Origin of the sequence: Burkholderia humptydooensis (assembly GCF_001513745.1) — a bacterium.
In the GTDB taxonomy this organism is placed as follows: Bacteria; Pseudomonadota; Gammaproteobacteria; order Burkholderiales; family Burkholderiaceae; genus Burkholderia; species Burkholderia humptydooensis.
In genome coordinates this window covers 787138-813640 of sequence record NZ_CP013380.1, presented here as the reverse complement: position 1 = coordinate 813640, position 26503 = coordinate 787138, and the positions used below count along the sequence as shown (strand labels likewise).

The 26503-nt window shown below is 69.6% G+C and carries 19 protein-coding genes and 2 pseudogenes; 11 read left to right on the top strand and 10 right to left on the bottom strand.

Annotation, left to right across the window (positions count from 1 at the left end; translation table 11 throughout):
• Positions 1-261 precede the first annotated feature (261 nt).
• The 3 genes and pseudogenes from dnaK to grpE all read right to left on the bottom strand — a co-directional run bounded on the left by dnaK (position 262) and on the right by grpE (position 3036).
• Positions 262-2211, bottom strand: a complete 1950-nt coding sequence (dnaK, locus tag AQ610_RS03765; RefSeq protein WP_009913494.1) for a molecular chaperone DnaK — start codon at positions 2209-2211, stop codon at positions 262-264.
• Positions 2212-2394: 183 nt separating this feature from the next.
• Positions 2395-2487 (bottom strand): annotated as a pseudogene (locus tag AQ610_RS32570) (thioredoxin family protein); the annotation flags it as partial.
• Between the two features lie 12 nt (positions 2488-2499).
• Entirely contained in the window at positions 2500-3036 is a 537-nt protein-coding gene (gene grpE / locus AQ610_RS03760) for a nucleotide exchange factor GrpE (RefSeq protein ID WP_006025364.1), read from the bottom strand.
• Between the two features lie 366 nt (positions 3037-3402).
• Here grpE and AQ610_RS36735 point away from each other — a divergent pair, with 366 nt between their 5' ends.
• Positions 3403-3564 (top strand): hypothetical protein, encoded by a 162-nt coding sequence (locus AQ610_RS36735; protein WP_009913495.1) that lies wholly within the window; start codon positions 3403-3405, stop codon positions 3562-3564.
• On the opposite strand, the gene AQ610_RS03755 is transcribed toward AQ610_RS36735, so the two are convergent.
• From AQ610_RS03755 to hrcA, 3 genes are all read right to left on the bottom strand, one after another.
• The gene (locus AQ610_RS03755) at positions 3536-3943 is read right to left on the bottom strand and encodes an Hsp15 family ribosome-associated heat shock protein (protein WP_006025363.1); all 408 of its coding nucleotides are present in this window, start codon (positions 3941-3943) and stop codon (positions 3536-3538) included. The genes AQ610_RS36735 and AQ610_RS03755 overlap by 29 nt on opposite strands.
• A gap of 5 nt (positions 3944-3948) precedes the next feature.
• Positions 3949-5016 (bottom strand): ferrochelatase, encoded by a 1068-nt coding sequence (gene hemH, locus AQ610_RS03750; protein WP_006025362.1) that lies wholly within the window; start codon positions 5014-5016, stop codon positions 3949-3951.
• A 209-nt stretch (positions 5017-5225) separates the two neighbouring features.
• Complete coding sequence (gene hrcA / locus AQ610_RS03745; protein WP_009913496.1) at positions 5226-6248, bottom strand: heat-inducible transcriptional repressor HrcA; 1023 nt, start codon at positions 6246-6248, stop codon at positions 5226-5228.
• 132 nt (positions 6249-6380) lie between these two features.
• On the opposite strand from hrcA, the gene AQ610_RS03740 reads away from it, so the two are divergent.
• Both AQ610_RS03740 and recN read left to right on the top strand, forming a co-directional pair.
• Positions 6381-7283, top strand: a complete 903-nt coding sequence (locus AQ610_RS03740) for an NAD kinase (RefSeq protein ID WP_006025360.1) — start codon at positions 6381-6383, stop codon at positions 7281-7283.
• A 29-nt stretch (positions 7284-7312) separates the two neighbouring features.
• Entirely contained in the window at positions 7313-8962 is a 1650-nt protein-coding gene (recN, locus tag AQ610_RS03735) for a DNA repair protein RecN (protein ID WP_006025359.1), read from the top strand.
• Positions 8963-9045: 83 nt separating this feature from the next.
• Here recN and glnE read toward each other — a convergent pair whose 3' ends face one another.
• The gene (glnE, locus tag AQ610_RS03730; RefSeq protein ID WP_006025358.1) at positions 9046-11823 is read right to left on the bottom strand and encodes a bifunctional [glutamate--ammonia ligase]-adenylyl-L-tyrosine phosphorylase/[glutamate--ammonia-ligase] adenylyltransferase; all 2778 of its coding nucleotides are present in this window, start codon (positions 11821-11823) and stop codon (positions 9046-9048) included.
• A gap of 175 nt (positions 11824-11998) precedes the next feature.
• On the opposite strand from glnE, the gene AQ610_RS03725 reads away from it, so the two are divergent.
• The 4 genes and pseudogenes from AQ610_RS03725 (at position 11999) to AQ610_RS36730 (ending at position 18874) form a co-directional block, all read left to right on the top strand.
• Positions 11999-16192, top strand: coding sequence for a YhdP family protein (locus AQ610_RS03725; RefSeq protein ID WP_006025357.1), 4194 nt, complete (start codon positions 11999-12001; stop codon positions 16190-16192).
• Positions 16193-16237: 45 nt separating this feature from the next.
• The gene (locus tag AQ610_RS03720) at positions 16238-17065 is read left to right on the top strand and encodes a carbon-nitrogen hydrolase family protein (protein ID WP_009913506.1); all 828 of its coding nucleotides are present in this window, start codon (positions 16238-16240) and stop codon (positions 17063-17065) included.
• Positions 17066-17181: 116 nt separating this feature from the next.
• Positions 17182-18651, top strand: a complete 1470-nt coding sequence (tldD, locus tag AQ610_RS03715; RefSeq protein WP_015601895.1) for a metalloprotease TldD — start codon at positions 17182-17184, stop codon at positions 18649-18651.
• Positions 18651-18874 (top strand): annotated as a pseudogene (locus tag AQ610_RS36730) (hypothetical protein). Before tldD ends, AQ610_RS36730 begins: the two are co-directional and overlap by 1 nt.
• Here AQ610_RS36730 and AQ610_RS36725 read toward each other — a convergent pair.
• On the bottom strand, positions 18846-19067 hold the full coding sequence (locus AQ610_RS36725) for a hypothetical protein (protein WP_162486743.1): 222 nt from the start codon (positions 19065-19067) through the stop codon (positions 18846-18848). The pseudogene AQ610_RS36730 and the gene AQ610_RS36725 overlap by 29 nt on opposite strands.
• Between AQ610_RS36725 and aroG the strand changes: the two genes are divergently transcribed.
• A complete protein-coding gene (gene aroG, locus AQ610_RS03710; RefSeq protein ID WP_006025353.1) occupies positions 19066-20139 on the top strand; it encodes a 3-deoxy-7-phosphoheptulonate synthase AroG in 1074 nt (357 codons plus the stop codon). The genes AQ610_RS36725 and aroG overlap by 2 nt on opposite strands.
• Positions 20140-20301: 162 nt before the next feature.
• On the opposite strand, the gene hmpA is transcribed toward aroG, so the two are convergent.
• Positions 20302-21510: an NO-inducible flavohemoprotein gene (gene hmpA / locus AQ610_RS03705; protein WP_009913509.1), complete on the bottom strand. Its 1209-nt coding sequence runs from the start codon at positions 21508-21510 to the stop codon at positions 20302-20304.
• A 120-nt stretch (positions 21511-21630) separates the two neighbouring features.
• Positions 21631-22182, bottom strand: coding sequence for a cob(I)yrinic acid a,c-diamide adenosyltransferase (locus AQ610_RS03700; protein WP_006025351.1), 552 nt, complete (start codon positions 22180-22182; stop codon positions 21631-21633).
• Between the two features lie 155 nt (positions 22183-22337).
• On the opposite strand from AQ610_RS03700, the gene AQ610_RS03695 reads away from it, so the two are divergent.
• From AQ610_RS03695 to glcE, 3 genes are all read left to right on the top strand, one after another.
• Complete coding sequence (locus tag AQ610_RS03695; RefSeq protein ID WP_006025349.1) at positions 22338-23744, top strand: FAD-binding oxidoreductase; 1407 nt, start codon at positions 22338-22340, stop codon at positions 23742-23744.
• Between the two features lie 71 nt (positions 23745-23815).
• A complete protein-coding gene (locus AQ610_RS03690; RefSeq protein ID WP_009913510.1) occupies positions 23816-25309 on the top strand; it encodes an FAD-linked oxidase C-terminal domain-containing protein in 1494 nt (497 codons plus the stop codon).
• Between the two features lie 100 nt (positions 25310-25409).
• The gene (glcE, locus tag AQ610_RS03685; protein ID WP_006025347.1) at positions 25410-26498 is read left to right on the top strand and encodes a glycolate oxidase subunit GlcE; all 1089 of its coding nucleotides are present in this window, start codon (positions 25410-25412) and stop codon (positions 26496-26498) included.
• The last annotated feature ends 5 nt before the right edge of the window (positions 26499-26503 follow it).

Genomic DNA, 26503 nt, shown 5'->3' with positions numbered 1-26503 from the left:
CGTTTCAATGCCGCCGCGCGAAGCGCGCGCAACGGCTCCTCTCGCTTCCATTAAGTCTTGCGACTGGTTGAGCGCCGCGCCCGCCGGCCCGCAGAAGCCGGCCGGCGCGGCGCTCGCCATAAAACAAATGTGCCCGGAGAGCCGCGAGGCCCGCCAGGCGCAAGTATGATCCGCCAATTCGGCAGTGAAGAAACGGACCCGGAAAAACCGCGCCGCGCACCCCGATCGGGGGTGCCCGGCGCGGTCGACCGCGACCCGGCTTCAGTCCTTCTTCACTTCCTTGAAGTCGGCGTCGACGACGTCGTCCACCGTCTGCGCGCCGCCCTGCGCCGCGCCGTCTGCTGCCGCACCGGCCGCGCCCGCGGCGCCTGCCTGCTGCGCCTGCATGTCGGCGTACATCTTCTCGCCGAGCTTCTGCGACGACGTCGCGACCGCTTCGATCTTCGCGTCGATCGCCGCCTTGTCGCTCGACGCGTTCTTCAGCACGTCCTCGAGTTCCTTGAGCGCCGCTTCGATCTTCTCCTTCTCGCCCGCCTCCAGCTTGTCGCCGTACTCGGTGAGCGCCTTCTTCGTGCTGTGCACGAGCGCGTCGCCCTGGTTGCGGGATTCGGCGAGCTCGCGCAGCTTGTGGTCTTCCGCCGCGTTCGCTTCCGCGTCCTTCACCATCTTCTCGATCTCGGCTTCGGACAGGCCCGAGTTCGCCTTGATCGTGATCTTGTTTTCCTTGCCGGTCGCCTTGTCCTTCGCGCCGACGTGCAGGATGCCGTTCGCGTCGATGTCGAAGGTCACTTCGATCTGCGGCACGCCGCGCGGCGCGGGCGGGATGCCTTCGAGGTTGAACTCGCCGAGCAGCTTGTTGCCCGCCGCCATCTCGCGTTCGCCCTGGAACACCTTGATCGTCACGGCGCCCTGGTTGTCGTCCGCAGTCGAATACACCTGCGAGTGCTTCGTCGGGATCGTCGTGTTCTTGTTGATCATCTTCGTCATCACGCCGCCCAGCGTCTCGATGCCGAGCGACAGCGGGGTCACGTCGAGCAGCAGCACGTCCTTGCGGTCGCCCGAGAGCACCTGGCCCTGGATCGCCGCGCCGACGGCGACGGCTTCGTCCGGGTTCACGTCGCGGCGCGGCTCCTTGCCGAAGAACTCCTTCACCTTCTCCTGGACCTTCGGCATGCGCGTCTGGCCGCCGACGAGAATCACGTCGTCGATGTCCGACACCTTGACGCCCGCGTCCTTGATCGCGATGCGGCACGGCTCGATCGTGCGCTCGACGAGCTCCTCGACGAGCGCCTCGAGCTTCGCGCGCGTGACCTTCAGGTTCAGGTGCTTCGGGCCCGACGCGTCGGCCGTGATGTACGGCAGGTTGATTTCGGTCTGCTGGCTCGACGAAAGCTCGATCTTCGCCTTTTCGGCGGCTTCCTTCAGGCGCTGCAGCGCGAGCACGTCCTTCGAGAGGTCGACGCCCTGCTCCTTCTTGAACTCGCCGATGATGTAATCGATGATGCGCTGGTCGAAGTCCTCGCCGCCGAGGAACGTGTCGCCGTTCGTCGACAGCACTTCGAACTGCATCTCGCCGTCGACATCCGCGATCTCGATGATCGACACGTCGAACGTGCCGCCGCCGAGGTCATACACGGCGATCTTGCGGTCGCCCTTCTCGGCCTTGTCGAGGCCGAACGCGAGCGCGGCGGCCGTCGGCTCGTTGATGATCCGCTTGACTTCGAGGCCGGCGATGCGGCCCGCGTCCTTCGTCGCCTGGCGCTGGCTGTCGTTGAAGTACGCCGGCACCGTGATCACGGCTTCCGTGACCGGCTCGCCGAGGTAATCCTCAGCGGTTTTCTTCATCTTGCGCAGCACTTCGGCCGACACTTGCGGCGGCGCGAGCTTCTCGCCGTGCGCTTGGACCCATGCGTCGCCGTTATCCGCCTTGATGATCGAGTACGGCATCAGGCCGATGTCCTTCTGCACTTCCTTCTCTTCGAAGCGGCGGCCGATCAGGCGCTTGACCGCGAAGAGCGTGTTCTTCGGGTTCGTCACCGATTGACGCTTGGCAGGCGCGCCGACGAGCACTTCGTTGTCGTCCATGTACGCGATGATCGACGGCGTCGTGCGTGCGCCTTCCGAGTTCTCGATGACCTTGACCTGGTTGCCTTCCATGATCGCAACGCACGAGTTCGTGGTGCCGAGGTCAATACCGATGATCTTTCCCATTTTTTCCTAATCTCCAGAAATCCTTGTTCGCTGCGGCATCGGCGGGTGGCTGCCCGCCTGGCCGCGCCAGATTCGACTCTGCACTCGAAATGAGTGCGGCCGCATCGTTTTCAAGACCCTGAAAGCGATGCGGCCATTAAATTTTTTCAATCGGCCGGGCGGCCCGCTTCGTCCACAGCGGCGCGCGAGCGCGAGCCCGGCGTCGAGGTTCGCGGCGTCCAGCTCCTGCATGTCGAACGCCGCGAACGCGGTCGCGTCGACGCCCGTGCCCGCTATCGCCGCCGCCCCTTACTTCGGCTGCGAGACCGTCACAAGCGCCGGGCGCAGCACGCGGTCGGCGATCGTGTAGCCCTTCTGCAATACGGCGACGACCGTGTTCGGCTCCTGGTCGGCCGGCACCATCGAGATCGCCTGGTGCAGGTGCGGATCGAACTTCTCGCCGACCGGATTGAGCGCCGCGACGCGGCCCTTCTCGAGCGCGCTCGTCAATTGGCGCAGCGTCAGCTCGACGCCCTCGCGGACCTTCGCGAGATCGCCGGACGTGTCGCCCACCGCCGCCTCTAGGCTGTCGAGCACGGGCAGCAGGTGTTCGGCGAAATTCTCGATCGCGAACTTGTGCGCCTTCGCGACGTCTTCCTGCGCGCGGCGGCGCACGTTCTCGGTTTCCGCCTTCGCGCGCAGGAAGCTCTCCTGCAGCTCGGCGATCTTGGCTTGAGCCTCGGCGAGCGCGGCTTCGGCAGCCGGCGCCGCGTTTTCCGCGGCCTGCGCCTCGCGACCGGTTTCCTCAGTCGTTTGGTCAGTCGGGTTCTCTTGCGTGTTTTCCATATCGCTAGAAAGTCGATTTAGAGGTTAAAGCCAAAACGGCAGCCGGTTTCGCGCCTGTTCGCGCAAACGGCCGGCGCCGCACAATATCGGTGCAAATGGGGCCTCGGGCAGTGATTTCAAGAGGGGATTCCGGCGCCGCCGCGCCCCTGCCGGCGGCGTCGCGCCGCGATGCGGTGCACGGCGGGCGACAAGCCCGGATTCGGGCCGAAACGGCCTGTAACAACCCTTACCGACCGTTCGCTGGATCGCAACAGTCCACTGAACTACACTTGCGACAAGCGCGTCGGGAACCGCGTATACCCTGCCCCGACAGCGCCCGACACCGGACCCAAGGCCCTTTCACCCGTCTTCTCGAGGGGGAGTACCGTGAAACTGACCTTCGCTATTTCGGCAGTCGCGCTGGTACTCATCGCCGGCACGACAACCATCTGCCTATCTGGCGCCGTCACCGAACGCACGACGGAATACGGCGGCGCTCGCGCGACGTTCGATCAACTGTTCAGCCCCCATTCGAAAATCTGTCGATGATCCGGCGGTCCCGCTTCGTCGGCCGCCCGTGCAGTTCGGCCGACGGCTCCCGGAAATGCCGGCGCCGCTCGAGCTCGGCAACGCGCTTCGCCCGCCCCGCTTCCGTCTCCGCGTAGAGCGTCTGCGCGACGCTCGCCGGCCCGCGCACGTCGCACACGCCGAGCACGTCGACTTCCCAGACGACATGCTCGATCGTCACGTCGACCCGGTCGCCGACGCGCACTTCCTTCGCCGGCTTGACGGCCGCGCCGCCGATCTTCACCCGCCCTTTCTCGACGGCGTCGGCCGCGAGCGAGCGGGTCTTGAAAAAGCGCGCGGCCCAGAGCCACTTGTCGATGCGCAGCCGCGCGCCGGGTGCAGTCGAAATCTTGAAATTCATGGCAATCAGGTCACGGCTTCCGGCGCCGTCGCGACGCGCACCGGCCAGCCTTGCAGGTTTTCGGCGGCGATCTCGCCGAGCGCCGCGATCCACGCGGGCGACGCGTTCAGGCACGGAATCCGGTGGAACTCCTTGCCGCCGCCGTGCAGGAACTCGTCGCGCCCCTCGATTCCGATCTCCTCGATCGTCTCGAGGCAGTCGGCGGTGAAGCCGGGGCAGAACACGTCCGCGCGCCGCACGCCCGCCGTGCCGAGCTCCTTGAGGGTCGGCGCCGTATAAGGCTGCAGCCACTCGGCCTTGCCGAAGCGCGACTGGAACGTGACCCGGCACTCGAACGTCGTCAGGCCGAGCGCGGACATCAAGAGCGCGGCCGTCTGCTGGCATTGATCGTGGTAAGGATCGCCGAGATCGAGCGTGCGCTTCGGCACGCCGTGAAAGCTCAGCACGAGCTTGTCGCCCGACTCGAATGCCGGCCGGCCGTGCGCCGCCCAATACTGGCGGACCTGCTCGGCGAGCGCGTGGACATAGGCCGGGTGATCCGCGTAGTGGCGCACCGTGCGCACCTCCGGCTGGTTGCGCATCCGGCCGAGCGCGGCGAACGCCGCATCGAACGCGGTGGCCGTGGTCGACGACGAATATTGCGGGTACATCGGCAGCAGCAGCACGCGCTCGGCGCCCGCGCGCTTCAGTTGCGCGAGCATGTCGGCGATGCTCGGCGTGCCGTAGCGCATCGCGTAGTCGACGATCACCCGGTAGCCGTTCGCCGCGAACAGCGGCTTCACGCTCTCGACCTGGCGCTCCGTATGGACGCGCAGCGGCGAGCCCTCGGGCAGCCAGACGGCCGCGTACTTCTTCGCGGACGCGCGGCTGCGCAGCGGCAGGATCAGCGTGCGCAGGATCAACTGCCAGACGAACTGCGGGATCTCGACGACGCGCGGGTCGGACAGGAACTGCGCAAGATAGCGGCGCACCGCGCGCGGCGTCGGCTCGTCGGGCGTGCCGAGATTGACGAGCAGCACGGCGACGCGGTGGGCGGCCGACGCGTGCGACGGCGGTTCGAGGTCAAAACGCATGGAAAGAGCGTGCCGGGGCACCGAATCGAACGTCACTCATTATAGCGGGGCGGCCCGGCGCCACCAGTCGGCCGTCCGGCCGATTGCGCGGCGCCCGGTGGAGCGGCACGATGCCGATGACGGATTCGAGCGGGAAAAAACGGCGTCCGACGCCGCAAAAGCGTGAAGAAAAGTATGAAGAAACGGCGATGAAAGGCGGACGGAACCGGTTACTGCTGACTGAGCGTCAACGACAGGAGGCGCGCGGTGATGTCGACGATCGGAATCACGCGGTTGTACGCCATCCGCGTCGGGCCAATCACGCCGAGCGTGCCGACGATCTGGCCGTTGACCTCGTACGGCGCGGTCACGACGCTCATCTCGTCGATCGGCACGAGCGTCGATTCGCCGCCGATGAAGATCTGCACGCCTTGCGCGTGGCTCGACACGTCGAGCAGTTGCAGCAGGCTCGTCTTCTGGTCGAACACGTCGAACAGCTTGCGCAGGCGCGCCATGTCGGACGACAGATCCGCCACTTCGAGCAGGTTGCGCTCGCCGGAGATCAGCACGGTCTCCTCGTCGTCGGGCTCCTCGGTGCTCGCCGTGACGGCCGCGTGCATCAGCGCCGTCATGTCGCCGCGCAGTTGGTCGATTTCCTCGCGCAGCCGGCGGCGCACCTCGTCGAACGACAGGCCGGCGAAGTGCGCGTTGATGTAGTTCGACGCCTCGGTGAGCTGCGCGGGCGAGTAGTCGCGCTGCGTCGCGATCATGCGGTTCTGCACGTCGCCTTCGGGCGTCACGATGATGAGGAGGATTCGCTTGTCGGACAGGCGCAGGAACTCGATCTGCTTGAACACGTGGCTGCGGCGCGGCGTCAGCACGACGCCCGCGAACTGCGACAGGTTCGACAGCACGCTCGCCGCGGCCGCGACGACCTTCTGCTGCGGCTCGCCCGCCTGCAGCGTGGTCTGCACGAGCCGCGTGACGGCGTCGGAATCGATCGGCGACTCGACGGTCAGCATCGTGTCGACGAACAGGCGATAGCCGCGCGGCGTCGGCACCCGCCCCGCCGACGTGTGGGGGCTCGACACGAGGCCGAGCTCCTCCAGGTCGGACATCACGTTGCGGATCGTCGCCGGGCTCAGCTCGAGCCCGGAATAACGGGACAACGTGCGCGACCCGACCGGCTGACCGTCGGCGATATACCGCTCGATCAGCGTCTTGAGGAGGGTTCGTGCGCGTGGATCTAACATGATGGAAAATTTTAGCGCAACCGGGCGGCCCCCGCGAGCGCCGCTTGCGCGCCGCGCCGCCCCGCGCCTGTTTTGCCGGCCGGCCGCCGGCGGGCGGTTCTTTTCGTCATCGAGCTATGGTGTAATGCCGGCATGAAAATCGGCCACCAATTCCATACCGTCGCGCTCGTCGGGCGCAGCAACACGCCCGGCATCGCCGAGCCGCTCGCATCGCTCGCCGCGTGCATCGCGAAGCGCGGCTTCGAAGTCGTGTTCGAGGCGGATACCGCGCAGGCGATCGGCAGCGCCGGCTATCCCGCGCTCACGCCCGCGGAGATCGGCGCGCGCGCCGACGTCGCGGTCGTGCTGGGCGGCGACGGCACGATGCTCGGCATCGGCCGCCAGCTCGCGCCGTACAGGACGCCGCTCATCGGCATCAACCACGGCCGGCTCGGCTTCATCACCGACATCCCGGCATCCGACATGCGGGAAGTCGTGCCGATGATGCTCGCGGGCAGCTACGAGCGCGAGGAGCGCACGCTGCTGGAGGCGCGGATCGTGCGCAACGGCGAGCCGATCTACCACGCGCTCGCGTTCAACGACGTCGTCGTGAACCGCAGCGGCTTCTCCGGGATGGCCGAGCTGCGCGTGTCGGTCGACGGCCGCTTCATGTACAACCAGCGCTCGGACGGCCTCATCGTCGCGACGCCGACGGGCTCGACCGCGTACGCGCTGTCCTCGCAGGGGCCGATCCTGCACCCGCAGTTGCAAGGCATCGTGCTCGTGCCGATCGCGCCGCACGCGCTGTCGAACCGGCCGATCGTGCTGCCGGATGATTCGAAGATCGCGATCCAGATCATCGGCGGGCGCGACGTCAACGTGAACTTCGACATGCAGTCGTTCACCGCGCTCGAGCTGAACGACACGATCGAGGTGCGCCGCTCGAAGCACACGGTGCCGTTCCTGCACCCGGTCGGCTACAGCTATTACGCGACGCTGCGCAAGAAGCTGCACTGGAACGAACACCCGTCGAGCGAAGAAGACGACGACGCATAAGCCCTGACGCCCCCTTCCGACCGACACCCATGCTCCGCCACCTCTCGATCCGCGATTTCGTCATCGTCGCCGCGCTCGATCTCGAATTCGACAGCGGTTTCACCGTTTTCTCAGGCGAAACGGGCGCCGGCAAATCGATCCTGATCGATGCGCTCGCGCTCGCGCTCGGCGAGCGCGCCGACGCGAGCGTCGTGCGCACCGGCAGCAGCCGGGCCGACATCAGCGCCGAATTCACGCCGCACGACCGCGTCGCGCGCTGGCTCGACGAGCACGCGTTCGACGCCGACGACACGGTGATGCTGCGGCGCGTCGTCGATGCGAGCGGCCGCTCGCGCGCCTTCATCAACGGCACGAGCGCGACGCTCGCGCAACTGCGCGAAGTGGGCGAGATGCTCGTCGACATCCACGGCCAGCACGCGCACCAACTGCTGATGCGCGCGGACGCGCAGCGCGAGCTGTTCGACACGCACGCGGGGCTCGCGGCCGACGCGGCCGCCGTCGCGCGCGGCCATCGCGCATGGCGCGACGCGACGCACGCGATCGAGGCCGCGCAGGCGCACGAGCGCGAGCGCCAGCTCGAACGCGAAAAGCTCGCGTGGCAGCTCGCCGAGCTCGACAAGCTCGCGCCGCAGCCGGGCGAATGGGACGAGATCGGCGCCGAGCACAGGCGGCTCACGCATTCGGCGAACCTGATCGACGGCGTGCAGGGCGCGCTCGGCGCGATCTCCGAATCCGACGACGCGATGCTCACGCAGTTGGGCGCGATCGTGTCGAAGTTGAGGAGCCTCGCCGAATACGACCCCGCGCTCAACGACGCGCTCGCGTCGCTCGAGCCGGCCGAGATCCAGTTGCAGGAGGCGTCGTACTCGCTGTCGCACTACGCGCAGCGGCTCGACCTCGATCCGGACCGGCTCGCGCAGGTCGAGACGCGGCTCGACGCGCTGCATTCGACCGCGCGCAAGTTCCGGCTGCCGCCCGAAACGCTGCACGACGAGCACGAGGCGCGCCGCGCGCAGCTCGCCGAGCTCGACGCCGCCGCCGACCTGAGCGCGCTGCAGGCGATCGCCGACCATGCGAGGCAAGCGTATCTCGCCGACGCGCGGAAGCTGTCGAAGGCGCGCGCGCAGGCCGCGAAGGCGCTCGGCGCGGCGGTGACGACAGGCATGCAGGAATTGTCGATGGCGGGCGGCAGCTTCGAAGTCGCGCTCGTGCCGCTCGCCGACGGCGGCGCGCACGGGCTCGAGCAGATCGAGTTCCGCGTCGCGGGCCATGCGGGCGTGCCGCTGCGGCCGCTCGCGAAGGTCGCGTCGGGCGGCGAGCTCGCGCGGATCAGCCTGGCGCTCGCGGTGATCGCGAGCGCGGCGAGCCCGACGCCGACGCTCATCTTCGACGAAGTCGACACGGGCATCGGCGGCGGCGTGGCCGAGGTGGTGGGGCGGCTGCTGCATCAGCTCGGGCAGATGCGGCAGGTGCTGTGCGTCACGCATCTGCCGCAGGTCGCCGCGCGCGGCGATCATCACTTCCAGGTCGCGAAGGGCGAGGACGGCGAAGGCGGCACCGTGTCGACGGTCGTGCCGCTCGATCGCGCGAGCCGGATCGAGGAAGTCGCGCGGATGCTGGGCGGCCTCGAGATCACCGCGACGACGCGCAAGCACGCGAAGGAAATGCTGACCGCGTGACGCGGCGCGCGCTCGCCGGACGCAACGGATCGACTCCGCGCGGTTCCTGCTGCGGTCCCTGCTTCGGCTCCCGCCGCTTCCCGCTACGCGCCGAACACGCGCGCCCACAGCGCGGCCACGGCCTGCCGCTCGGCCGCGACCCGCCCGGGCTCGACGCGCGCCTTTTCCATCCCGTCGAGGCGCAGCCGGTGCTGGAGCTTCCGGTAGGTCCGGTACGCGGCGCCGACCGTCTCCGCCTCCTCCCCGCTCATCAGCCCGAAGCGCGACACCTCGCGCAGCAGCGCGATGTTGCCGGTGTTGCGGATCATCTCCGGATGCTGCGCCGCGTGCAGCAGCACCCAGTACTGGACGACGAACTCGATGTCGACCATCCCGCCGCGGTCGTGCTTCAGGTCGAACAGCCCGGCCGTGTTCGGATGCCCGGCGAGCACCTTGCCGCGCATCTCGACAATCTCCTTCGCGAGCACCGCCGCATCGCGCGGCATCGTCAGCACCTGCACGCGGATCGCCTCGAACGCCGCGCCGATCCGCGCGTCGCCCGCGCTGTAGCGCGCGCGCGTGAGCGCCTGGTGCTCCCACACCCACGCGGTGTTCGCCGCGTCGCCCTCGCGCAACTGGTAGCGGCGGAACGCGTCGAGATCGGTGACGAGCAGGCCCGCCTCGCCGTTCGGCCGCAGCCGCAGGTCGATGTCGAACAGCGTGCCCGCGCCCGTCGCGGTCGTGAGCCACGTGATCAGACGGCGCGCGAACGTCGTGTAGACGTCGGCCGCGCGCTCGTCCGGATCGTCGTACAGGAAGATCAGATCGAGATCGGACGCGTAGCCGAGCTCCTTGCCGCCCAGCTTGCCGTACGCGATCGCCGCGAAGCACGGCGTGTCGCGATGGCGCTTCGCGAGCTGCGACCAGACGACTTCGATCGTCACGTCGAGCATCGCGTCGGCGAGCTCCGACAGGCGGTCGCTCACGTGCTCGACCGACAGCCTGCCGGCCAGATCGAGCAGCAGGATCCGGAACACCTCGGCCTGATGCGCGTGGCGCAGCAGGTCCATCTGATGCTCGGCGCCGTCGGCGGCCGCGAGCCGCCTGCGCAGCGCGTCCTTGAACGCCGGCCAGTCGAACGGGCTGTCGATCGCCTCGTCGTCGAGCAGTTCGTCGAGCAGTTGCGGGTGGCGAATCAGGTAGCCGCCGCCCCAGCGCGTCGCGCCGAGCACCGACAGCACGCGCCGCAGCGCGGCCGGGTACTCGGTCAGGAGCGCGAGATACGCGCCGCGCCGGCCGACCGTCTCGAGCAGGTCGAAGCAGCGCACGACGGTCTCGTCGCGATGCGCGGCGTCGATGCCGGGCGCCGCCTCGAGCGCGCGCTGCGCGACCCGGTCGAACCGCACGCGGCTCGATTCCGGCAGCCCGGCGTAGCGCGACGAGCGCCGCACCGCCTGCAGCCGCGCGAGCACGACCGCCGGATCGGCGAAGCCGAGCGCCGCCAGGCGCGCGACGAGCGCGTCGTCGGCGCCGTCGTCGGCGAGCGCGCCGCTCCAGACGCAGCCCGGCGCGTGGTCGTCCGCGCGGCGCTCGCCGCGCTCCGCCTTGTCGGCGAACACCTGGTCGAACTGCGCCTCGACGAACGCGCGGTGCCGGTCGAGCGCCGCGATCAGCGCCGCGTAATCGGCGAAACCGAGCGACGCGGCGAGCGCCGCGCGCTCGGCCGGGTCGACCGGCATCGCGTGCGTCTGCGCGTCGTTGCGGTATTGCAGCCGGTGCTCGAGCGTGCGCAGGAACAGATACGCGTCCGTCAGCCCCGCGCGCACCTCGTCGGCGATCAGCCCGCTCGCGCTCGCGTGGCTCAGCACCGCGAGCGTCGGCCGCACCCTGAAGCCCGCGTCCTGCCCGCCGCGAATCAACTGGAACACCTGCGCGCTGAACTCGATCTCGCGGATTCCGCCGCGGCCGAGCTTGATGTCGTCGGCCTTGTCGGGCCGCATCGTCGCGCGCCGCCGCGCCTCCTGGCGAATCTGCTCGTGCAGCGAGCGGATCGCGCCGATCACGCCGAAATCGAGATAGCGCCGGTAGACGAACGGCTTGACGATCGTGTCGAGCTGCTGCGCGAGGCGGTGCGCGGCGGCGCTCGCCCGCTCGGTCACGAGCCGGCCCTTGATCCATGCGTAGCGCTCCCATTCGCGCCCCTGCACGTAGAAATACTCCTCGAGCATCCCGAGGCTGCAGACGAGCGGGCCGGCATCGCCGTTCGGGCGCAGCCGCATGTCGACGCGGAACACGTAGCCGTCGGCCGTCGCCTCGGACAGCACGCCGATCAGGCGCCGGCCGAGCCGCGTGAAGAACTCGTGCACGGAAATCGGCGCGCGGGCGCCGCCCGCCGTCTCGCCGTCGTCCTCGTAGACGAAGATCAGATCGATGTCCGACGACACGTTCAGCTCGCGGCCGCCGAGCTTGCCCATGCCGACCACGCCGAGCGCGAGCCGCTCGCCCGACGGGCCGCGCGGCTCGCCGTACTGCGCCTCGAGGTCCGCCGCGAGCAGCGCGAGCGCGCGCTGGATCGCCGCCTCGGCGAGGTCGGTCATCGTGCCGGTGACTTCGGCGACGTCCGCGCGCCCCGCCAGGTCGCGCTCGGCGACCGCGCCGAACGCCTCGCCGCGCAGTCGCCGCAGCGCCTTTTTCAGCGCGCCCTCGGACGGCGGACGGCCGCCTTCGGCGAGCAGTTCGTCGAGGCGCGCATCGAGCGCCGCGCGCGTGACGGGCGCGGCCGCCCACGCGGCGATGCGCTCGGCGAGCGCCGGCCGCGCCGCGGCCGCGCGCGCGAGATAGTGCGAATAGGACAGGGACAGCAGATCGGGGGCGTCGGTCATCGTCGAGCGCGCGTTGCGCGGTGAAAGGCCGCGGGCTGCCGCGCAGGCAGCGCGCGGAGCCGGCGCGCGGCCGGACGGCCCGCACGGACGGCGTCGCGAAAGCCGTCGGCGGGGACCCGTGTGATACATTTGAACGTCAGTCCGCAAAACTACCATATCGCCGCCCCTTCGCCGCATGTCCGACCGTCAGGATTCCGCCGCAACGACCGAAGCCGGACCTCCGCAGCACCATCACCCGGTCCTGCGTCGCGTGTTCAAGGGCGTGCTGGCGATCGCGATCGCCGCGTACTTTGTCGCGGCCGCCGCCTTCCTCGGGCTGCGCTACCTGCTGCTGCCCCGCATCGACGAGTACCGCCCGCGCATCGAGGCGTTCGTGTCGCAAAAGCTCCACGCCGAACTGCGGATCGGCCGGCTCGCGCCGCACTGGTCGGGCATGCAGCCGGGCGTCGACATCAGCGACCTGACGATCCGCGGCCGCGACGGCCGCGTCGCGCTGTCGGTTCCCCATGCGACGGCCGCGCTGTCGTGGCGCTCGCTCGCGCGCCTCGCGCCGACGCTGTCGAGTCTCGTCGTCGACGATCCCGATCTGCTGACCGAGCGCCATGCGGACGGGGCGCTGTTCGTCGCGGGCGTCGCGGTGCCGACGACGAAAACGGGCGCCGACGACACGTTCAGCGCATGGCTGCTCAAGCAGGAGGCGATCGTGCTGCGCGGCGGCACGCTGCGCTGGCGCGACGCGCAGCACGACGCGCCCGAGCTCGCGTTGAAAGGCATCCGGATCGCGGTGCTCAACGACGGGATCGTGCACCGGATCGCGCTGCAGGCGCCCGCGAACGGCACGCTGTTCCACGGCCCGCTCGACTTCCGCGCGCGCTTCGTCCACAAGGCGCTCGCGCCGATCGGCAAGCCGTCCAACTGGACGGGCGACGCGTATCTGTCGACGGGGCCCGTCGACCTGCCGACGCTCGCGCACTACGCGAACATCCGCCTCACCGCCTACGCGGGCCGGATCGACAACGCGATCTGGGCGCATTTCGGCGACGGCCATCTGTACCGCGCGGGCGGCGAGCTGCGCGGCTACGACGTCGCGCTGCGCGTGCGCCCGACGCAGCCGCGGCTCGACATCCCGGTCGCGCGCTTCGGCTGGGACCTCGCGATCGATCCGAAGCGCGACTACACGCTGCATCTGTCGCGGCTGCACGCGGAGCTCGGTCAGCCGCCGCTCGCGGACGGCACGCCGCTCTCTCGCGCGCTCGCGCTGCACACGCTCACCGCGCGCTACCGCGTGCCGAACGTCGACGAAGGCCAGTTGCTGAGCGTATCCGGCGACCGCGTCGATCTCGGCATCCTCGCCGAATTCATCCGCGGGCTGCCGCTGCCGGCGCGGCTGCGCAACGAGCTCGTGCGCTTCGATCCGCGCGGGCTCGTCGCGAACTACGCGATCGAGGTCGAGCGCGCGAAGCCGGCGAGCCCCGAGTTCGTCGACGAAGAGCGCGAAAGCGGCACCGCGCCCATCATCCGCTACCGCTTCCAGGGCGACCTGCAGGGGATCAGCTTCGAGGCGCAGGAGCCGCCGCCCGGGCTCTCGCCGCACGGCCACCCGCGCGCGGGGATTCCGGGCGTCGAGAATCTGTGGGGCCACGTCGATGCGGACGAAAAAGGCGGCGCGGCGCGCTTCGACACGGTCGACGCGGCCGTCACCGTGCCCGGCGTGTTCGACGAGCCGCGCCTCGCGTTCGACAAGCTGCGCGGCCGCGCGAACTGGACCGTCACGCCCGCGCCCGGCGAGCGGCACGCGCGCGTCGACGTCGCGGTGCCCGAGTTCTACGTCGAGAACGCCGACGCGGCGATCGCGGTTGCGGGCAGCTACGCGAACCCCGGCCACGGCCGCGGCTCGCTCGACCTGAAGGCCGACTTCGCGCGCGCGGCCGTCGCGCGAATCCCCCGCTACCTGCCGACGAGCCTGTCCGATCACCTGCGCCTCTATCTCGGCCACGCGCTGCAGGCGGGCCAGGTGAAGAAAGGCGCGACGATCGTCGCGAAGGGCCCGCTCGAGACGTTCCCCTACGAGCATGATCCGAAGGCGGGCGTGTTCCACATCGTCGCGCCCTTCGCGGGCGGCACGTTCGAGCCGACGCCGCAGCCGCCGCGCACGCTCGCGAACGGCACGCCAAACGTGTGGCCCGCGCTCGACGGCATCGACGGCGTGTTCGAGCTCGAGCAGAACCGGCTGCGCTTCGACATCGACCGCGCGCGCTACAAGGGCGTCGCGCTCACGAAGGTGGCGGGGCGCATCGACGATCTCGGCAACCCGACGCATTCGCCGCTCGTGATCGAGGGCCGCGCGCACGGCCCGCTCGCCGACCTGCTCGACTACGCGAACCACAGCGCGGTCGCCGGGATGACGGGCCACATCGGCAACCTCGTGCGCGCGCAGGGGCCGGCGACGCTCGCGCTCAAGCTCACCATCCCGCAGCACGTCCCGCATCCGCACGTCGGCGTCGACGGCGCGCTCGGCTTCGCCGGCAACACGCTCGAGGCCGACGGCGTGCCGCCCGTCACGCGGCTGCGCGGCAGCGTGCGGTTCACGCAGCACACGGCGAGCGTCGATCGGCTCACCGCGCGCTTTCTCGGCGGCGACGTGCGCGCGCGCGGCGCGCTGTCGGAGAACGGCCGCTACGCGTTCGACGTCGACGGCCGGCTGTCGCTCGACGCCGCGCGCGGGCTGAACCTGCGCGGCGCGGCGGCCGCCGCGCTCGAGCGCGTCGTCGGCGACGCGCCGTACCGGCTCGCCGTGCGCGGCGCGAAGGGCGGCCTGCCCGACATCACCGCGAGCTCGGACCTCACGGGCGTCGCGCTCGACTTCCCCGCGCCGTTCGCGAAGCCGGCCGGCACGCCGATGCCGTTCAGCTTCGTGCTCGCGCCCGAGCCGCAGGCGAGCGGCAAGCCGCTCGAGCGCGCGGACCTGACGCTCGGCCCGCTCGCCGCGACCTACCTGCTCGACGTCGAGCGCGGGCAGCCGGTGCGCGCGGTGCGCGGCGCGATCGGCATGAACCGGATGCCCGACATGCCGCAGGAAGGCGTGAGCGCGGCGATCGACGTGCACGAACTCGACGCCGATGCGTGGCAGACGTTCGCGCAGGGCTTCAGCAAGTCGCCCACCGCGCGCGAGAAGCCGGCCGCGTCGCCCGTCGATCTCGCGAGCTTCGCGCCGAAGCGCTTCGCGCTGCACTTCGGCACGCTGAAGCTGCTCAAGCGCAACTGGGAGAACGTGATCGTCGGCGCATCGCACATCGACGACCTCTGGCAGGCGAACATCGCGTCGAACCAGGTGTCGGGCTACCTGTCGTGGGCGCCGGGCGGCGGCCCGACGGGCGCGGGCGTGCTGAGCGCGCGGCTCGCGAGGCTCGTGATTCCCGAGAGCGCCGAGCACGATCTCGTCGGCCGCGCGATCGATCTGCCGACGCCCACCCACCATGCGATGCCGGCGATCGATCTCGTCGTCGACCAGGTGGTCGCGCGCGGCCACGACATCGGCCGGCTCGAGGTCGACGCGCGCAACATCGACGAGAACGGCATCCCCGTCTGGCAGCTCGACAAGCTCGAGCTCGCGAACCCGGCCGCGAAGCTCACCGCGACCGCGAACTGGCGCACGTCGCGGCGCGCGCTCGCGCGCGGCGCCGAGGAGGACGACGCGCCGCGCCGCACGGTATTCGACTTCACGCTCGCGATCGGCGACGCGGGCGCCCTGCTCGATCGCGTCGGCCTGCCGCGCACGGTCGAGAGCGGGCGCGGCACGCTGTCGGGCAAGGTCGCGTGGCGCGGCGGCCCGACCGCGATCGACTATCCGACGCTGAACGGCCGCCTGTCGCTCGACCTCGCGCACGGCCAGATCCTGAAGGTCGACCCGGGCGCGGCGAAGCTGCTCGGCGTGCTGAGCCTGCAAGGCCTCGCGCGCTTCCTGACGCTCGATTTCCGCGACGTGATCGGCAAGGGGCTGCCGTTCGAGACGATCACGGGCACGGGCCGAATCGACAACGGCATCGCGCGCACGCAGGATTTCGAGATGAAGACCTCGCCCGCGAAGGTGACGGTGACGGGCTCGGTCGATCTCGCGCGCGAGACGCAGGAGCTGAACGCGCACATCGCGCCGAAGGTGAGCGCGAGCGCGGCCGCGATCGGCGCGGCGATCATCAATCCGTTCCTCGGCCTCGGCGTGCTCGCCGCGAATCTCGCGCTGTCGCAAACGCTCGCGCACGCGTTCGCGGTGGACTACGCGATCACCGGTTCGTGGGCGCATCCGCACATCGAGCGGGTCGGCGGCGATCGGGGTAAGATGGGCTTCGCGCCCGCGGCCGTCGAGCACTGACGCGGCCGCCGGGCCCGCACCCTTTTTTCGGCTACCCAACCCGTCATGACCGATCGCCATGCCTCAGCCTCGCCGTTCCGGGTCGCCGCGCTGCAGATGGTCAGCACGCCCGATCGCGAGCGCAATCTCGCCGAAGCCGGCCGGCTGATCGCCGACGCGGCGGGCGCGGGCGTGCGGCTCGTGCTGCTGCCCGAATACTTCTGCTTCATGGGCCACCAGGACACCGACAAGCTCGCGCTCGCGGAAGCCTACCAGGACGGCCCGATCCAGCGCTTTCTCGCCGGGCGCGCGAAGGCGCACGGCGTCTGGGTGATCGGCGGCACGCTGCCGCTCTCGGCGCCCGAGCCTTCGCGCGTGCTGAACACGACGCTCGTGTTCGATCCGCAGGGCCGCGAGGCCGCCCGCTACGACAAGATCCACCTGTTCAACTTCGAGAAGGACGACGAGTCGTTCGACGAGGCGCGCACGATCCGTCCGGGCGACGCGGTGCGCACGTTCGACGCGCCGTTCGGCCGGGTCGGGCTGTCGGTCTGCTACGATCTGCGCTTTCCGGAGCTGTACCGGCGAATGGGGGACTGCGCGATGATCGTCGTGCCGTCGGCGTTCACGTACACAACGGGCCGCGCGCACTGGGAGACGCTGTTGCGCGCCCGCGCGGTCGAGAACCAGTGCTACGTGCTCGCCGCCGCGCAAGGCGGCCAGCACGAGAACGGCCGCCGCACGTGGGGCCACAGCATGCTCGTCGACCCGTGGGGCGAGATCGTCGCGGTGCGCGACGAAGGCGCGGGCGTCGTCGCGGGCGAGATCGATCCCGCGCGGATCGCCGACGTGCGGCGGAGCCTGCCCGCGTGGCGGCACCGTGTGCTCGAATGAGCGCCCGGCCGCCTTCGCCCTTGAAAAACGGCCGCCGCGATCCATCCGGCCGTCCGACCGGAAAAAGGAAAGCGCGTCCGACAACCGTTTCAGAAATTGAGAATTCCCGAATCCGCATGAACATCATCGAACCCGGCGTCCACAATCTCGCGCTCGCGAAGGACATCCTGCTCACGCCGTACGGCCTCGACGAAAGCCTTCTCACGCGCACGCTCGCCGACATCTTCACGCATCGCGTCGACTACGCGGACCTGTACTTCCAGGCAACCCGCAGCGAGGCGTGGAGCCTCGAGGAAGGCATCGTCAAGTCGGGCAGCTTCAGCATCGACCAGGGCGTCGGCGTGCGCGCGGTCGCGGGCGAGCGCACGGCGTTCGCGTATTCGGACGACCTGTCGCCCGACGCGATCCGCCAGGCGGCCGCCGCGACGAAGGCGATCGCCGCCGCGGGCGGCGGCAAGCAGAAGATCCGCGCGGCTTCTTCGTTGAAGGGCATCTCGGGCCGCGACCTGTACCTGCCCGCCGATCCGCTCGCGTCCCTCGACGCAACCGCGAAGGTGAAGCTCCTCGAGCGCGTCGAGCAGATGGCGCGCGGCCGCGACCCGCGGATCACGCAGGTGATGGCGGGGCTCGCCGGCGAATACGACGTCGTGCTCGTCGCGCGCAGCGACGGCGCGCTCGCGGCGGACATCCGCCCGCTCGTGCGCGTGTCGGTGACGGTGATCGCCGAGCAGAACGGCCGCCGCGAGATCGGCTCGGGCGGCGGCGGCGGCCGCTTCGACTACGGCTACTTCACCGACGACGTGCTCGCGCGCTACGTCGACGACGCGGTGCACGCGGCGCTCGTCAATCTCGACGCGCGCCCCGCGCCCGCGGGCGCGATGACGGTCGTGCTCGGGCCGGGCTGGCCGGGCGTGCTGCTGCACGAGGCGATCGGCCACGGGCTCGAGGGCGACTTCAACCGCAAGGGCTCGTCGGCGTTCGCGGGCCGCATCGGCGAGCAGGTCGCGGCCAAGGGCGTGACCGTCGTCGACGACGGCACGCTGCCGAACCGCCGCGGGTCGCTCAACATCGACGACGAAGGCAACCCGACGCAGTGCACGACGCTCATCGAGGACGGGGTCCTGAAGGGCTACATCCAGGACACGCTGAACGCGCGGCTGATGAAGATGCCCGTCACCGGCAACGCACGGCGCGAATCGTACGCGGCGCTGCCGATGCCGCGCATGACGAACACGTACATGCTCAACGGCGACAAGGACCCGCGGGAGATCATCGAATCGGTCGAGCACGGCCTCTACGCGGTGAACTTCGGCGGCGGCCAGGTCGACATCACGAACGGCAAGTTCGTGTTCTCGGCGTCCGAGGCGTACATGATCGAGAACGGCAAGGTCACGTATCCGGTCAAGGGCGCGACGCTGATCGGCAGCGGCCCGGAATCGCTCAAGTACGTGAGCATGATCGGCAACGACATGCGGCTCGATACGGGCGTCGGCGTCTGCGGCAAGGAGGGCCAGAGCGTGCCCGTCGGGGTCGGCCAGCCGACGCTGCGGCTCGACAACATGACGGTCGGCGGCACCGCGTCGTAATGCGGCATTGCCGCATCGCGACGCAGACAATTCGCGCGAATCGCTTGCATCGCGCGGGTTGTCCGCATTTTCAGCGTCGCAGGATTGCAAGCCAGCGGCCGACCGGGTATAAATCTCTTTCTTGCATCGCTTCACATTGACGCACCGCATTTTCGCCATGTCCGCAAAGTTTTACTTTTACTTTTTTTGGTATCTCAGGCCGCTGGCGGATCGAGAGGGGTGATGGCGCGCGAAGCGCAACCGAATTCCCGAAAAACCGCCGGCGAACCCGGCGGTTTTTTTTCGTCCCGCCGGTTCGCACGCGCGGCTGACGGGCCGAACCACCGGCTTTCCCGAATCACCGATTTGTCGAATTGAACAGCCAGCCGCCCCGCGCACGCAGCCGGGCGGCGCACCGAACCGGAGAACTCAAGCATGCCCCCGCACAATACCGACGACGTCCGCATCCGAGAACTGAAGGAGCTGACTCCGCCCGCTCACCTGATCCGCGAATTCGCGCTCAGCGAGGCGGTGTCGGAGCTCATCTACAACGCGCGCCAGGCGATGCACCGGATCCTGCACGGGATGGACGATCGCCTGATCGTCGTCATCGGGCCGTGCTCGATCCACGACACGAAGGCGGCGCTCGAATACGCGGGCCGGCTCGTCAAGGAGCGCGAGCGCTTTGCGGACGAGCTCGAGATCGTGATGCGCGTGTACTTCGAGAAGCCGCGCACGACGGTCGGCTGGAAGGGGCTCATCAACGATCCGCACCTCGACAACAGCTTCAAGATCAACGACGGCCTGCGCACCGCGCGCGAGCTGCTGCTGCAGATCAACGAAATGGGGCTGCCCGCCGGCACCGAGTACCTCGACATGATCAGCCCGCAGTACATCGCCGATCTGATCTCGTGGGGCGCGATCGGCGCGCGCACGACCGAGTCGCAGGTGCACCGCGAGCTCGCGTCGGGGCTGTCGTGCCCGGTCGGCTTCAAGAACGGCACCGACGGCAACGTGAAGATCGCGGTCGATGCAATCAAGGCCGCGTCGCAGCCGCACCATTTCCTGTCGGTGACGAAGGGCGGCCACTCGGCGATCGTGTCGACGGCCGGCAACGAGGACTGCCACGTGATCCTGCGCGGCGGCAAGACGCCGAACTACGACGCCAACAGCGTGAACATCGCGTGCGCGGACATCGGCAAGTCGGGCCTCGCCGCGCGCCTGATGATCGATGCAAGCCACGCGAACAGCTCGAAGAAGCACGAGAACCAGATTCCCGTGTGCGCGGACATCGGCCGCCAGCTCGCGGCGGGCGACGAGCGCATCGTCGGCGTGATGGTCGAGTCGCACCTCGTCGAAGGCCGCCAGGACCTGAAGGACGGCTGCCCGCTCACGTACGGCCAGAGCATCACCGACGCGTGCATCAACTGGGACGACAGCGTGAAGGTGCTCGAAGGGCTCGCCGACGCGGTGAAGGCGCGGCGCGTCGCGCGCGGCAGCGGCAACTGAGCGCGCGGCGAAGCGCAGCCCCGTGCGCCACGAGCAGGCCGTCCAGAGCCGGCCTGACTCCGGCTCGGTCCCGGGCGAGCACTGCCCAGCAAAAAACCCGACGCATCGCGCCGGGCTTTTTCGTTTCGCTTCAGCGAACGTGCGTCGTTCGCCGATGTTTCGTCATTCGAGCGCGCCCGAACCGAAGATTTCCGTCTGCACGCGCTCCGGCGCGACGCCGAGCGCGACGAGCGCATCGCGTTGCTGCTTCATGAACGCGATCGGCCCGCAGACGTAGTAGTCGGCGTCCGGCACGAGCGCGTGGCGCTCGAGCGCGGCCGGCGTGATCCGGCCTTCGTAGTCGTGATCGACGCCGGCGCGGTCGTTCGGGCCGACTTCCTCGTAGAACACCGCGCGCTTCACGTTCGGATGCGCGTCCGTCGTGTCGTTCAGCCAGTCGCGGAACGCGTGCACGCTCGCCGACCGGCATGCGTGCAGGAACCGCACTTCGCGCTCGCTGCCCGACGCGACGAGCGTCGACGCCATCGACATCATCGGCGTGATCCCGACGCCGCCCGAAATCAGCACGACAGGCGTCGACGCGTTTCGGTTCAGCGTGAAGTCGCCCATCGGCGCGGTGACTTCGACGATCGAATCGGCGTCGACGCCATCGTGCATCAGCGTCGACACCTTGCCCGCCGGCACTTGCTCGCTGCGCCCCGCTTCGCGCTTGACCGAGATGCGCAGCCATTTGCCGTGCGGCGCGTCGGACAGACTGTACTGGCGCGGCTGATCGACGCCCATGTCGCCGACGAAGCGCTTCACCGACACGTACTGGCCCGGCTCGAACCCGGGCGCCACGCCGCCGTCGGCGGGCGTCAGGTAAAAAGACGTGATCTCGTCGCTCTCGCGCACCTTCTGCGCGACCTTGAACGGACGGAAGCCGCTCCACGCGGCGCTCTCGTACAGGTTCGCCTCCGCGCCGATCAGGATCGTCGCGAGCTGGCCGTACGCGATGCGCCACGCTTCGAGCGTGTCCGCGTCCACCGCGTCGCCGAGCACCTCGACGATCGACGCGAGCAGGTTCTCGCCCACGATCGGATAGTGCTCCGGCCGGATGTTCAGGCTCGCGTGCTTGTGCGCGATCCGCGACACGGCGCCGCCGAGCGCGCCGAGGTTGTCGATGTTCGCCGCGTACGCGTAGACCGCCTTCGCGAGCGTCTCCGGCTGGCTGCCCGTCTTCTGGTGCGTCTGGTTGAAGACGTTCTTCAGCTCGGGGTGACGCCCGAACATCCGCTGATAAAAATGCTTCGTGATCGTCGTGCCGTGCTCCGCGAGAACCGGGGCGGTCGCTTTCACTCGGGCCATTTGCTCGGCAGTCATCTGCGTCATGAAAGTATTCCTCCGTTAAACATTCGAAGACGATACATCTTTATGGACGCGCGCCCGGCGGTCAAATTGTCGCACCTCGCCACAACGGGCCTGCGATTGCAATGATGCGCATCAACGCGTTCATTGCGCGCGCGCGCGGTCCCACAGCACGTCGGCGCCGCCCGCCGCGCGGTTCAGCACCCGCGCGAGCACGAACAGCAGATCCGACAGCCGGTTCACGTAGCGGCGCGGCGGCGCGTTGAGCGGCTCGTGCGCGCCGAGCGCGACGATCGAGCGCTCCGCGCGCCGGCAGACGGTCCGGCACACGTGCGCAAGCGCCGCGCCGCGCGCGCCGCCCGGCAGGATGAATTCATCGAGCGGCGGCAGTTGCCCGTTGTAGTGCGCGAGCCAGTCGTCCAGACGCGCGAGATGCGCGTCGGTGATCGCCGCGCGCCCCGGAATGCAGAGCTCGCCGCCCAGATCGAACAGATCGTGCTGGATCGTCGAAAGCGCCGCGCGGACGTCGTCCGGCAGCGGCTCGGCGAGCAGCACGCCGAGTTGCGAATTCAGTTCGTCGACGTCGCCGATCGCCGCGATCCGCGCGTCGTCCTTGCGCACGCGGCTGCCGTCGCCGAGGCCCGTCGTGCCGTCGTCGCCCGTGCGGGTCGCGATCTTGCTCAAGCGCTTGCCCATTGTGCCTCCCGTCGTTGGCGGCGGCGCGCGCCGCGTCGGTGAAATCCCTATTATCGCAGCCGCGTCCGGGGCGGCGCGCATCCATTCGGGCGTAGAATGATCCGGTCCGCCTCGCCGCGGCGCGTGCCATAAAGATCGCCTCCAAGGAGACCCGCGTGAACCACCCCGCCCCGCCGCATCGCCCGCTTCCCGCCGCCTTCGTCGACGCGCTCGCCGCCCGGTTCGGCGCGCGCCTGTCGGTCGCGCAGGCGGTGCGCGCCCATCACGGCCGCGACGAATCGCCGTTCGACCCGCAACTGCCCGACGCCGTCGTGTTCGCGCACACGGCCGACGACGTGCGCGACGCCGTCCTCCTCTGCGCGCGGCACGACGTGCCGCTGATCCCGTATGGCGTCGGCTCGTCGCTCGAAGGCCATCTGCTCGCGGTGCGCGGCGGCGTGTCGCTCGATCTGTCGGAGATGAACCGCGTGCTGTCGATCGAAGCCGACGATCTGACCGCGACCGTCGAGCCCGGGCTCACGCGCCGCGCGCTGAACGACGCGCTGCGCGACACCGGCCTCTTCTTCCCGATCGACCCCGGAGCGGACGCGAGCATCGGCGGGATGACCGCGACCCGCGCGTCGGGCACGAACGCGGTGCGCTACGGCACGATGCGCGAGAACGTGCTCGGCCTCACCGCCGTGCTCGCGGACGGCCGCGTCGTGAAGACGGGCACGCGCGCGCGCAAGTCGGCGGCGGGCTACGATCTCACGCGTCTTTTCGTCGGCTCCGAAGGCACGCTCGGCGTGATCACCGAAATCACGCTGCGCCTGCATCCGCTGCCCGAGGCCGTGTCGGCCGCCGTGTGCGCTTTTCCGTCGATGAGCGCCGCCGCGCGCACCGTGATCGAGACGATCCAGATCGGCGTGCCGATCGCGCGCGTCGAGTTCGTCGACGCGCTCGCCGTGCGCGCGATCAATCGCAACGCGCAGCTCGGGCTCGCCGAGGCGCCGACGCTCTTCTTCGAATTCCACGGCACCGAATCGGGCGTGCGCGAGCAGGCGCAGCAAGTCGAGGCGCTCGCCGGGCAGAACGGCGGCCTGGGCTTCGAATGGGCGACGCGCCCCGAGGATCGCACGCGCCTCTGGTCCGCGCGCCACCACGCGTATTTCTCGATGCTGCAACTGAAGCCCGGCTGCCGCGCGGTGACGACCGACGTCTGCGTGCCGATCTCGCAGCTCGCCGCGTGCGTCGGGGAAACCGAAGCCGACCTGAACGCGTCGTCGCTGCCGTGCCCGATCGTCGGTCACGTCGGCGACGGCAACTTCCACGTCGCGATCCTCGTCGATCCGGCGAAGCCCGAGGAGCTCGCCGAAGCCGAGGCGCTCAACGACCGGATCGTCGAGCGCGCGCTGCGCATGGGCGGCACCTGCACGGGCGAGCACGGCGTCGGGCTGCACAAGATGCGCTTTCTCGCGGCCGAGCACGGCGAGAACGCGGTCGACGCGATGCGCGCGATCAAGCGCGCGCTCGATCCGCACAACCTGATGAACCCCGGCAAGATCTTCACGATCGACGCATGAAAACGACGACGCCGGCGACGAGATCGAACGACCACGCGCCGCGCGCCGCGCGTCGCGCAACAGGAGCAGACATGAACGCCCCCGCCGAACTGTCGGCCGATCTGCGCGCGCAGCGCCAGCGCGAAGTCGTGCAGGCGCTGATGGCCGTGCTGCCGACCCATTGCCTGCTGCATCGCGACGAGGACACGGCCGCGTACGAATGCGATGCGCTCTCCGCATACCGCCGGCTGCCGCTCGCGGTCGCGCTGCCGGAGACCGAATCGCAGGTGCAGCGGATCGTGCAGATCTGCCGGCGCATGGACGTGCCCATCGTGCCGCGCGGCGCGGGCACGAGCCTGTCGGGCGGCGCGCTGCCGATCGGGCACGGCGTCGTGCTGTCGCTCGCGCGCTTCACGCGGATCGTCGAAGTCGATTCCTATGCACGCACGGCGACCGTTCAGCCCGGCGTGCGCAATCTCGCGATCTCCGAGGCCGCCGCGCCGTACGGCCTCTACTACGCGCCCGATCCTTCGTCGCAGATCGCGTGCACGATCGGCGGCAACGTGTCCGAGAACTCGGGCGGCGTCCATTGCCTGAAGTACGGGCTCACGTGCCACAACGTGCTGCGCGTGCGCGGCGTGACGATCGACGGCGAGATCGTCGAGTTCGGCTCGCTCGCGCCCGACACGCCCGGCCTCGACCTGCTCGCCGTCACGATCGGCAGCGAAGGCATGTTCATCGTCGTCACCGAGGTCACGGTTCGCCTGATCCCGAAGCCGCAGTGCGCGCAGCTCGTGATGGCGAGCTTCGACGACGTCGTGAAGGGCGGCGAGGCGGTCGCCGCGATCATCGCGTCGGGCATCATTCCGGCCGGCCTCGAAATGATGGACAAGCCGGCGACGCAGGCGGTCGAGGCGTTCACGCACGCGGGCTACGACCTCGACGCGGCCGCGATCCTGTTGTGCGAATCGGACGGCACGCAGGAGGAAGTCGCCGAGGAAATCGTGCGGATGACCGCGGTGCTGCGCGAGCACGGCGCGACGCGCATCCAGGTGTCGCGCAGCGAGGCCGAGCGGCTGCGCTTCTGGTCGGGCCGCAAGAACGCGTTCCCGGCCGCGGGCCGCATTTCTCCCGACTATTACTGCATGGACGGCACGGTGCCGCGCCGCGCGATCGGGCCGCTCCTCGCGCGCATCGAGCAGATGGAGGCGAAGTACGGGCTGCGCTGCATCAACGTGTTCCACGCGGGCGACGGCAACATGCACCCGCTCATCCTGTTCAACGCGAACGACGCCGACGAGCTGCACCGCGCGGAGGCGTTCGGCGCAGAGATCCTCGAGAGCTGCGTCGAATTCGGCGGCACGGTGACGGGCGAGCACGGCGTCGGCGTCGAGAAGCTGAACTCGATGTGCGTGCAGTTCTCGCGCGAAGAGTGCGATGCGTTCTTCGCGGTCAAGCGCGCGTTCGATCCGCCCGAGCTGCTGAATCCGGACAAGGGGATTCCAACCCGCGCGCGCTGCGCCGAATACGGCCGGATGCACGTGCGCGGCGGGCTGCTGCCGCGTCCGGACCTGCCGCGCTTCTGACGCCGCCGTGCGGCCCGAGGGGAGCTTAGGGGTTCGGCCCGACTGTGCGATCGCGCCACCCCGGTAAAATCGACCGGAACGAACAGCGAAACACAACGTCATGGAAGAGGACGACATCGTCGCAGGCTGGGCCGCGCGCATCCGCGACGCCGCGGCGAGCGGCCGCGCGCTGCGCATACGCGGCGGCGGCACGAAGGACTGGTACGGCCAAACGCTCGACGGGGAAATTCTCGATACGCGCGCGCATCACGGCATCGTGTCGTACGACCCGGCCGAGCTCGTCGTCACCGCGCGCGCGGGCACGTCGCTCGCCGAACTCGAGGCGACGCTCGCCGAGCGCGGCCAGATGCTGCCGTTCGAGCCGCCGCATTTCGGGCGCGGCGCGACGCTCGGCGGCGCGGTGGCGGCGGGCCTCGCCGGCCCGCGCCGCGCGACGACGGGCGCGCCGCGCGACTTCGTGCTCGGCGTGACGATCCTGAACGGCCGCGGCGACATGCTGCGCTTCGGCGGGCAGGTCGTGAAGAACGTCGCGGGCTACGACGTGTCGCGGCTGATGGCGGGCTCGCTCGGCACGCTCGGATTGATGCTCGAGCTGTCGATCAAGGTGCTGCCCGTCCCCGCCGCCGAGGTCACGCTGAAGTTCGACATGAGCGCGACCGACGCGGTGCGCAAGCTCAACGAATGGGCGGGCCGCCCGTTTCCACTGTCCGCGAGCGCGTGGCGCTACGGCACGCTCGTGCTGCGCCTGTCGGGCGCGGAAGCGGCCGTGAAGAGCGCGAAGAACGCGCTCGGCGGCGAAGCCGTCGACGCGGTCGAGGCCGAGCGCTTCTGGGAAGGCGTGCGCGAGCAGAACGACCCGTTCTTCTCGTCGCTCGCGCCGGGCCACGCGCTCTGGCGGCTGTCGCTGCCGTCGATCACCGAGCCGATGCAACTGCCCGGCACGCAGATGATGGAATGGGGCGGCGCGCAGCGCTGGTGGATCACCGACGCCGACGCGCAGACGGTGCGCATGAGCGCGAAGCAGGCGGGCGGTCACGCGACGCTCTTTCGCGCGAGCAAAAGCTACGACAGGAGCGCGGGCGTGTTCACGCCGCTGCCCGCGCCGCTGATGAAAATCCATCGCGGCCTGAAGACGGCGTTCGATCCGGCGCGCATCTTCAACCGCGGCCGGCTCTACCCCGATCTCTAAAGCGC

Coding starts and splice junctions, on each gene's coding strand:
- dnaK (WP_009913494.1), bottom strand. CDS start 2,211: ATGGGAAAGATCATCGGTATTGACCTCGGCACCACGAACTCGTGCGTT.
- grpE (WP_006025364.1), bottom strand. CDS start 3,036: ATGGAAAACACGCAAGAGAACCCGACTGACCAAACGACTGAGGAAACC.
- AQ610_RS03755 (WP_006025363.1), bottom strand. CDS start 3,943: ATGAATTTCAAGATTTCGACTGCACCCGGCGCGCGGCTGCGCATCGAC.
- hemH (WP_006025362.1), bottom strand. CDS start 5,016: ATGCGTTTTGACCTCGAACCGCCGTCGCACGCGTCGGCCGCCCACCGC.
- hrcA (WP_009913496.1), bottom strand. CDS start 6,248: ATGTTAGATCCACGCGCACGAACCCTCCTCAAGACGCTGATCGAGCGG.
- AQ610_RS03740 (WP_006025360.1), top strand. CDS start 6,381: ATGAAAATCGGCCACCAATTCCATACCGTCGCGCTCGTCGGGCGCAGC.
- recN (WP_006025359.1), top strand. CDS start 7,313: ATGCTCCGCCACCTCTCGATCCGCGATTTCGTCATCGTCGCCGCGCTC.
- glnE (WP_006025358.1), bottom strand. CDS start 11,823: ATGACCGACGCCCCCGATCTGCTGTCCCTGTCCTATTCGCACTATCTC.
- AQ610_RS03725 (WP_006025357.1), top strand. CDS start 11,999: ATGTCCGACCGTCAGGATTCCGCCGCAACGACCGAAGCCGGACCTCCG.
- AQ610_RS03720 (WP_009913506.1), top strand. CDS start 16,238: ATGACCGATCGCCATGCCTCAGCCTCGCCGTTCCGGGTCGCCGCGCTG.
- tldD (WP_015601895.1), top strand. CDS start 17,182: ATGAACATCATCGAACCCGGCGTCCACAATCTCGCGCTCGCGAAGGAC.
- aroG (WP_006025353.1), top strand. CDS start 19,066: ATGCCCCCGCACAATACCGACGACGTCCGCATCCGAGAACTGAAGGAG.
- AQ610_RS36725 (WP_162486743.1), bottom strand. CDS start 19,067: ATGCTTGAGTTCTCCGGTTCGGTGCGCCGCCCGGCTGCGTGCGCGGGG.
- hmpA (WP_009913509.1), bottom strand. CDS start 21,510: ATGACGCAGATGACTGCCGAGCAAATGGCCCGAGTGAAAGCGACCGCC.
- AQ610_RS03700 (WP_006025351.1), bottom strand. CDS start 22,182: ATGGGCAAGCGCTTGAGCAAGATCGCGACCCGCACGGGCGACGACGGC.
- AQ610_RS03690 (WP_009913510.1), top strand. CDS start 23,816: ATGAACGCCCCCGCCGAACTGTCGGCCGATCTGCGCGCGCAGCGCCAG.
- glcE (WP_006025347.1), top strand. CDS start 25,410: ATGGAAGAGGACGACATCGTCGCAGGCTGGGCCGCGCGCATCCGCGAC.